Here is a 6,718-nt window from a genome sequence, read left to right as displayed (position 1 = left end):
ATGTACTTCTGACGGATCCTCTGCGGCGATGGCTTTCGCTGCCAACCATTGAGCTTGCTCCTTGGTAATCGTCCGAAGCGCTCGCTTGACAGTGGGAATGGATGCGGACGCCATGCTCAATGCGTTGATGCCCATACCCATTAGTAGCACAGCCGATGCAGGGTCGCCCGCCATTTCGCCGCACACGCTGATCGGCCGCTTTGCATCGTGTGCACCCAGGACAGCGTCATTGATCGCCCCTATCACTGCAGGATGCAAGCTATCGAAATGACGCGAGACGCGCGCGTTGGTGCGGTCCACGGCCAAGAGATACTGCGTCAGATCGTTGGTCCCAATGGAGAAGAAGTCCACTCGTTTGGCTAACGCGTCCATCTGGTAGAGGGCTGATGGCACTTCGACCATTGCGCCCAGCTTGACCGTGGCATCGGGCCAACTGGCGACGCCGCTCTCGGCAGCGGCACGCGCGAGGAGCTCCCGCACTGCGTCCACTTCCCAAGCCGAGCTGATCATCGGCAACAGGATCTGCAGGTTGCCCATACCGRCATTGGCACGCAGGAGAGCGCGCAACTGCGTGAGGAAGATTCCCGGGTTGTCCAGCGTCAGGCGGATACCACGCCAGCCGAGACAGGGGTTGTTTTCCTGTATCGGGAAATAGGGAAGCCCCTTGTCGCCTCCGACGTCCAAGGTGCGGATGGTCACCGGCCGCGGCGCGAACGCTTCCAGCACGTGTCGGTAGACCTGGTACTGGTCGTCTTCAGAAGGAAACGCGTCGCTCACCATGAATGTGAACTCCGTACGAAATAGTCCAATCCCCTCAGCCCCACTTTCAAGAGCAGTGGCCAGATCGGAGGGCAGACCGATATTGGCATGCAGGCCGACTCGCGCCCCGTCGGGCGTCTCGGCCGGCAAACTTCGCAACGTGCTCAACGCCGCAGCAGATTCACGCGCTTTCTTGATGAACACATCGAACTGCTCGACAACTTCAGGCGCGGGATCGATGAAAACACGACCCTCATTTCCGTCGACGAGAAGGCGTTGTCCCCCCAACTGAGCGAGCGGAACGCTGCCAATCCCCATCACCGCGGGTATGCGCAGCGTGCGCGCCAGAATTGCGGCGTGCGAAAAAGGAGATCCTCTGGTGCACACGATGCCCGCAAGCTGATCGGGAGGAACGTCGGCGATCCGGACGATGCTGACCTCCTCACCGACGAGAATGCATCGCTCGGGGTAGGCCTCGCGCTTTATTTTGTCCGGCTGGAGGTGCAGGAGCACGCGACGGCCCAGGCCGCGCAGGTCTTCGGCTCGTGCTCGAAGGTAGGGATCTGGCGACTCCTCGAAGGCGCGTGCGTGCTCGGCGATTGTCCGTCGCAGCGCGCTGCCGCCCGAAGCGCCGGCGAGAATCCGCTCATGGGTATCGGCAAACAGTTCGTCGTCGTCCAGCAGTTCGATGTACACGCCAAACATCGCATGCACCTCCGTCGGCATCTGGGCGACAATGCGCTCCCCACTCGAGCGCAACTCGGCGCGAACAGCGTCCACGGCCTGCTGAAACGCCCGGGCCTCAGCTGCGGCATCCGCGACCTCGCCCTCGGGGACAGCGTCGAGATCGGCCGCCGGCGACGGCAACACTCCAATTCCGATTCCGATGCCAGAAGCACCTTTGACGCCGTGAAGCGAACGCGGCGTTAACTGGCCGCCGTCCTGGCCGGCCGATGCCCTTGCACCCGGGAGTGCTGTGGCGTCGGAAAGCCCCGACAGTGCGGCCGCGACGGCGGAAATGAAATCCTCTTCGTCCTTGTTGAACTTGCGGTCATTTAGTTGGCGGACTTCCAGGACGCCGATCACCACGCGGTCGTGAACGATAGGCACGCCGAGAAATGCATGGTGGGCCTGCTCGCCGAACTCCGGAAAATGTCGGAAACGGGGGTGCTCCTGCGCATTGCACAGACTGATCAAGCTCTGACGCTCAGCAACCAAGCCCACCAACCCTTCTCCTTGCGCGAAGCGTACCGCTCCGACTGCCAGTGGATCCAAGCCGTCAGTCGCTACAAGGACGAAGCTGGCTTCCGGCGGGGCCAAGAGGTAGACGGAACAGACATCCACCCCCAAATGCCCCTTGACCTCCCGCGCAACGGCCGCCAGGCCCTCGCCGTGGCTGGTCACGTTGCTCAGGCTATTGGCAATATTGGCGAGCGCGTCATGCATCAGGCACATGCTCCTACCAAAGAAGACCAAAGTCCACACCTCGCCGTTGGGTGGGCGGGGTCCGGAACCGTTTGACGAGGCAGGCCGGACGTGGCGACGGACAATCCGCTCATTTGAGTAGACACTGCTGCCGCATTCACTGCCGAGCCCTCGCCGCGAGCTGCGCTCCGAATGTGGCGGCGGGACGATTCACCGGCCCTGCCGCCGCCGATGGCGGCGTCGCAGCCACCAGGCAAGCACGGTGGCGGCGACGAATCCGACCAACACCGGAACCTCGAGGTGCTGCAAGTTCTCCAGTGCCGATTCGAACGCCTTGCCAAAGAGCCAGCCAAGACCTGACACCAGGATCGCCCAGAGGACGGCACCGAGTACATTGAAAAGCATGAAGCGCGGCGCGCTGATGGTTGTTGTGCCGATCAGTACCGGCCCGGCCATACGCAAGCCATAGGTAAAGCGCACGATGACGATCAACCAAGCGTCATAGCGCAAGGCCAGGTGCCGAATGCGCGCAGTCTCACGCGCCAGCGACGGAAAGCGGGCGAGAAGCGCTTTGCCATGGCGTCGACCCAGCAAAAAGAAGCATTGGTCTCCGGCGGACGCTGCCACGGTAGCAATGGTGATCACCCAGGCCATGTCAAGATGCCCGCGATGCGCAGCGAACCCGGCGAGCACCAAGACCGTCTCACCTTCGAGAAAGCAACCCACGGCCAGGGCCCAGTAGCCATAGGCTTCGATCAGCGCGCCGGCTTCCATGCGGACAACACTCCGGGAATCTGTGAAAGAGCGCTTACCCGCGGGCGCCGACTCGGCCGCGCGGAATGCGTGCGCCGAGACGTGCGAGTGCATCGGCTACAACACTGGGCCGCATTCGGCAGGCGAATTCCGCCTTCGTCGGCGGTCTGTTTCCGCACGCGGCTTCTCGCGTCGAGCATGCGTTTCTGCGCCAACGTGTTGTCGGCCGACGCGCAGCTCGGCACACTGGGAGGAGACGCCTGATGCGGTGAGCGAGCGAAATATTCATGAAGACACGATCTTTGTTGCTGCAGCGTTGAGCCTCGGAGGCGTCTCAAAGGTATGGAATGGTGCGGGAGAAGGTATTTCCCACTCGAGGCCTTCCGCACCTTCCCAGGGCTTCTGTGGTGCCTTGGCGCCCTTGCCACGTGCACATGGCAACACAACAAAGACGAAGAAAAAGACCTGCGTCAGCCCGAACCAGAAACTTCCGATCGAAACAATCATGTTGAAGTCGGCGAACTGCATCGGATAGTCGGCATAGCGGCGCGGCATGCCCGCCAATCCCAGAAAATGCATCGGGAAGAAGGCCAGATTGAACGAAATCAGGGAACTCCAGAAATGGATCTTGCCGCGCGTCTCGTCGTACATGACGCCCGTCCACTTGGGCGACCAATAGTAGAAGCCCGAAAACATCGCGAAGAGAGAACCCGCCACCAGCACATAGTGGAAGTGCGCCACGACGTAGTAGGTGTCCTGAAGTTGGGTATCGAGCGGCGCGATCGCGAGCATGAGCCCAGTGAAGCCCCCCATGGTGAACACGAAGACGAAGCCCACGGCGAACAACATTGGGGTCTCGAAAGTCATCGATCCCTGCCACATGGTTGCGACCCAGTTGAAGATCTTCACTGCCGTCGGCACAGCGATCAGCATGGTCGCGTACATAAAGAACAGTTGACCGGTCAGCGGCATGCCCGTCGTGAACATGTGATGCGCCCAAACGACGAATGACAGGATCGCGATAGACGAGGTGGCGTACACCATCGATGAATAGCCGAAGAGCCTCTTGCGTGAGAACGCCGGTATGACCTGGCTGATGATGCCGAACGCTGGCAAGATCATGATGTAGACCTCTGGATGGCCGAAGAACCAGAAGATGTGCTGAAACATCACCGGGTCGCCGCCACCGGCAGGATTGAAGAAGTTGGTGCCGAAGTGGCGGTCAGTCAACGTCATGGTGATCGCGCCGGCGAGCACCGGCATCACAGCTATCAGCAGGTAGGCCGTCACCAGCCAAGTCCAGCAGAACATTGGCATCTTCATGAGGGTCATCCCCGGCGCGCGCATGTTAAGCACCGTCACGATGATGTTGATCGATCCCATGATCGAACTTGCGCCCATGATGTGAAGCGCAAAGATGGCGGTGTCCATGGAGGCGCCCATCTGCAGGGACAGCGGCGCATACAAGGTCCAACCCGCGGCCGGTGCGCCGCCGGGCATGAAGAAAGACGAGACCAACGTAATGGCTGCGGGCACGAGCAACCAGAAGCTGAAATTGTTCAGCCGTGCGAAGGCCATGTCGGAAGCTCCGATCTGCAACGGAATCATCCAGTTCGCAAAGCCCACGAACGCCGGCATGATGGCACCAAAGACCATGATGATTCCGTGCATCGTCGTTAGTTGGTTGAACAACTCCGGGTTCACGAATTGGAGTCCCGGCTGGAACAGCTCCAGCCGAATGAGCATCGCGAGAAGGCCGCCGATGAGCAGCATCGTTACCGAAAAAACCAGGTACATCGTCCCGATGTCCTTGTGGTTTGTCGCGTAGAGCCAGCGCCGCCAACCGCTTGGCCGGCCATGCGTGTGATCTGGGTCGCCGACTGCGCCGCCGAGATGGATCAAGGAACTCATTTCACGCCCTTATTGCTGGAAGGCGATTGGTCCGCGGGCGGCAGCCGATGTTGGAGGGATGCGCATCGGTCGACGGCATCGACGCAAGGGTCCGCGGCCCGAGGGAGTCCGCCCGCGGGTGGAGTTGGACTCTGAGATCGATGGCAGTCTGCGAACGAGCGGCGAATGCGGCTGCCATCACGGCCGTACCGGGCATTTTCGAATTGGTCGGTGCCGCCCGCGCCGATTCTCATCAATGAGAAATCGCTGTTTGCACGATGATGTAACATGTTAACGCCATGGTAATAACATACCAATAACACGCGAATTGTATTCGCTTATATGGTGAAGTGCGTCCGGGTTTGCTCGCGTGACACGCGGCCGCGTCTGTCGGTCGCAATCTAGGGCATGGGCAGATGCGAGCAGGTGGGTCGTGGGACGACCGCTTCTCTCGTCGGGCGAGTTTGTCACCAACCACAAGGCGCGCGCATCGCCTCGCTCGGTCTTGCTTCGCACACCAGTCGATGTGGACTTTCGATTGCCTGGCCTCCGCGTAGATGACCTTGAAGCCGCAAAGGGCCGGCTAGAGTCAGGGTTCTACGCGAGCGCGTCGGCCTCGAAGTCCAACGCCATCAGCTCGGTGCGCGATGCGGCGCGTCAGGCGGCGCCGTCGCGACGTGCGCAGGGCGCAGGGAAATTGCCGGCGCCCTCGGATCCACCAGACCCGGATCAATCGGGAGTAGTCTTCGCTATCGAAGGAGATTTGCCATGTTTAAACGCATTCTTGTCGCGACCGACGGTTCCGCGCTGTCCGAACAAGCCGTCGCCAAAGCGATCGAACTGAGCTTGTTGACCGGAGCCGAGCTGCTTGCAGTCACCACCCGGCTGCTGATGGGCAGCGAGACGCTGCACGTCCTTACCCACACGCACACGCCCGTGCTAGTGCTGCGTTAGTCCCGCGCGGCGCGGACTGGGGAGCGAGAGCTTCCAGAGCGTCTGGCGAGTCGAACGGATGCAGGTAAGCCGTACCGCGACTGACGGGCCGAGCGCACCACGAGGAGGCCGCGACGGCATGCGTGGTCACACGCAAAATATGGTTTCGAGATGCAGGGGCAGGGCGGACGACCGTTTCAGGGGCTGGAGCCTCTCAAGCCGGTGCCCGTGAACGCTGGTTAGAGCGCGCGTTGTGCTTCGGAGGATTCCTCCGAGCCACGCTCAAACTGCCGCCCCCGTACAAGGGGCGAGAACTGAAGATGGGGCAGAATCTACGCTTCGTCCAGGACAAAGACCGTTGCCATCAATTCTGTTTGCTCTGGTGGCGGGGCCACATGTTCCCTACGCCGCGAGCCAGTGAAACATCTCAGCTCTTGATACCGAGCAGGTCAAGCACCCCGCACACGAACGTGAGCGGGTGGGGGGGGCATCCAGGCACGTAGAGTGCGGGCTTGAATCGATCGAGGAAATTTCGCTCCAAGGCAGACGAACCCTCGAAGGGACTGCCCGATATCGCGCAGGCCCCGACTGCGATCACGAGCTTGGGATCGGGCATGCCGTCCCAGCACAGCTGCAGGGCCTCAGCCATGTTGCGCGTGATCGGCCCGGTCAGCACCAGGCCGTCCGCATGCCGCGGGGAGGCCACGATGTCGATGCCGTAGCGCCCGATGTCGAAGTTGACATTGGTGAGGGCATTGACCTCGAGTTCGCAGCCGTTGCAGCCACCGGCCGAGACCGATCTCAGCTTGAGCGAGCGACCAAAGCGCTTGCGCAGTGCTTCCGACACCTTGACGGGATCAGGTGCGGGTCGGGAGGCGTTGATGATCAGCCCGTCACGGTCGGTTGAGGCCAGCTTGAAATCGTTCGTGAACGAGAGCTTGCTGCTCGGGCACACAGG

General features: G+C 61.3%; 5 protein-coding genes. 1 reads left to right on the top strand and 4 read right to left on the bottom strand.

Annotated features, from left to right (window positions below):
* The 3 genes from ptsP to ctaD form a co-directional block, all read right to left on the bottom strand.
* A partial coding sequence (gene ptsP, locus AC1DY5_RS38855) for a phosphoenolpyruvate--protein phosphotransferase (RefSeq protein WP_478119785.1) occupies positions 1–2,205 on the bottom strand: 2,205 nt, incomplete at its 3' end.
* Between the two features lie 189 nt (positions 2,206–2,394).
* Positions 2,395–2,958 carry a DedA family protein gene (locus AC1DY5_RS38850; RefSeq protein WP_478119784.1) on the bottom strand — a complete coding sequence of 188 codons (564 nt, stop codon included), beginning with the start codon at positions 2,956–2,958 and terminating at the stop codon, positions 2,395–2,397.
* Between the two features lie 264 nt (positions 2,959–3,222).
* Entirely contained in the window at positions 3,223–4,848 is a 1,626-nt protein-coding gene (gene ctaD, locus AC1DY5_RS38845; RefSeq protein WP_478119783.1) for a cytochrome c oxidase subunit I, read from the bottom strand.
* Between the two features lie 747 nt (positions 4,849–5,595).
* Between ctaD and AC1DY5_RS38840 the strand changes: the two genes are divergently transcribed.
* Positions 5,596–5,781, top strand: a complete 186-nt coding sequence (locus AC1DY5_RS38840) for a universal stress protein (RefSeq protein WP_478119782.1) — start codon at positions 5,596–5,598, stop codon at positions 5,779–5,781.
* Positions 5,782–6,187: 406 nt separating this feature from the next.
* On the opposite strand, the gene AC1DY5_RS38835 is transcribed toward AC1DY5_RS38840, so the two are convergent.
* Positions 6,188–6,718: NADH-quinone oxidoreductase subunit B family protein (locus tag AC1DY5_RS38835; protein ID WP_478119781.1), on the bottom strand; the 531-nt coding region annotated here is incomplete at its 5' end.

Source organism: Variovorax sp. P4_D9, assembly GCF_056401695.1.
The sequence above is the reverse complement of the archived record's forward strand: the minus strand, read 5'-3'. Positions and strand labels throughout refer to the sequence as shown.

Bases quoted from the DNA above. Each gene is read 5' to 3' on its own strand.
- AC1DY5_RS38840 (WP_478119782.1), top strand. From the start codon at position 5,596: ATGTTTAAACGCATTCTTGTCGCGACCGACGGTTCCGCGCTGTCCGAA.
- ctaD (WP_478119783.1), bottom strand. From the start codon at position 4,848: ATGAGTTCCTTGATCCATCTCGGCGGCGCAGTCGGCGACCCAGATCAC.
- AC1DY5_RS38850 (WP_478119784.1), bottom strand. From the start codon at position 2,958: ATGGAAGCCGGCGCGCTGATCGAAGCCTATGGCTACTGGGCCCTGGCC.